Source organism: Paenibacillus tritici, from assembly GCF_013204885.1.
GTDB lineage: Bacteria > Bacillota > Bacilli > Paenibacillales > Paenibacillaceae > Paenibacillus_AQ > Paenibacillus_AQ tritici.
Map to the genome: position 1 here is coordinate 1 of NZ_JABMKX010000042.1, position 1,229 is coordinate 1,229.

1 protein-coding gene is annotated in these 1,229 nt (G+C 45.2%); it reads left to right on the forward strand.

The genetic code is table 11. From position 1 onward, the window contains the following. Positions 1 to 94: 94 nt before the first annotated feature. On the forward strand, positions 95 to 1,213 hold the full coding sequence (locus tag HQN87_RS31955) for an IS4 family transposase (protein ID WP_173141379.1): 1,119 nt from the start codon (positions 95 to 97) through the stop codon (positions 1,211 to 1,213). Positions 1,214 to 1,229: the final 16 nt, after the last annotated feature.

A 1,229-nucleotide genomic window follows, 5' to 3' on the forward strand; every position in this document is an offset into this window, starting at 1 on the left:
TAAGCCTGTTGATTACCCAAAATAAGGTAGCAAAAAGGCCGCTGATTCGTTAAAGTGTTTGTACCCCTACAAACATACGAAACGAGGCGACCTCATGAAAAAGTCTACTTCAATATCAAATATTCTGCAATTGCTGATTCCCGAGGAACAGATAAAACCGATCTTAAAAGAATTAAAGTATGTTGACGTTGCGCGTAAGTTTACCGTTTATGATTTGTTTTTGTTTTTAGCTGAAGCTGCATTCCAGCAGTGGGACGGATACCGAGACGGCGCACAACGGATGTCCCTTTACGGGCAACATGCGGTGAATTACTCAACGCTTTCTAAAAAGGCCAAAGGGGTTGATTTTCAATTATTTAAGCGTTTGCTGACGCTCATGATCGGGCTGTGTAATCGGAAAACGAAGCGTACGCTCGGTATCCCAAAAGAGCTGTTAATCGTGGATTCTACCACCATTTCCGTCGGTGTCGGTCGGCTACCTTGGGCACCCCTCAAAGGCCAAAAAGCAGGTGTGAAGCTGCATGTCGGATTAGTTGGGGACTCGAATGAATTACACAAAGTGACGGAGACCACGGCCGAACGGCATGATTTAACCAGCTGCGCCTCCCTGCTGGACAGCCTATATATTTTGGTGGGAGACCGCGCTTACGGGAAGCACGGGCTGTTTGATCGCTATCAAGAACAGAAAGAGCGGCAATATTTTGTCATTCGGCTTAAAGATAATACCACGCTCGTCAATCCGATCACGCGCCTGCGAAATCGCCCTTTTGAGGGAAGTGTCGAGCAGGATTTGACGTGCCAATTAGGAAAGGTTAAGGCACTCACCAAGAATCGGTTTCGGGTGGTGATTCTTAAAGATCCTAAAGGGAATCCCGTCCTTCTTGCGACAAACTTGCACTGGCACTCCCCAGAAGCCATAGCAGACATCTATAAGAAACGTTGGCAGATTGAAGTTTTTTTTCGCTGGATCAAGCAGCATTTAAACATCCCTAAGTTGTTTGGAACCACAGAAAATGCAGTGTATGGGCAGCTGTACGTAGCTTTATTGGTTTATGTGTTGCTAAAGTTTCTGTTTGAGCAGGGGAATACTAAGGTGCATGTTAGCGCTAGATTAACGTTCGCCGAGTTTGATCGGTTATTTACGCTGCAAAGGCTACCTGTGGAGTGGAAGATTTATTTAGCCCATGCTATTGATTTAATTACCAGAATATAGGTAATCAACAGGCTTA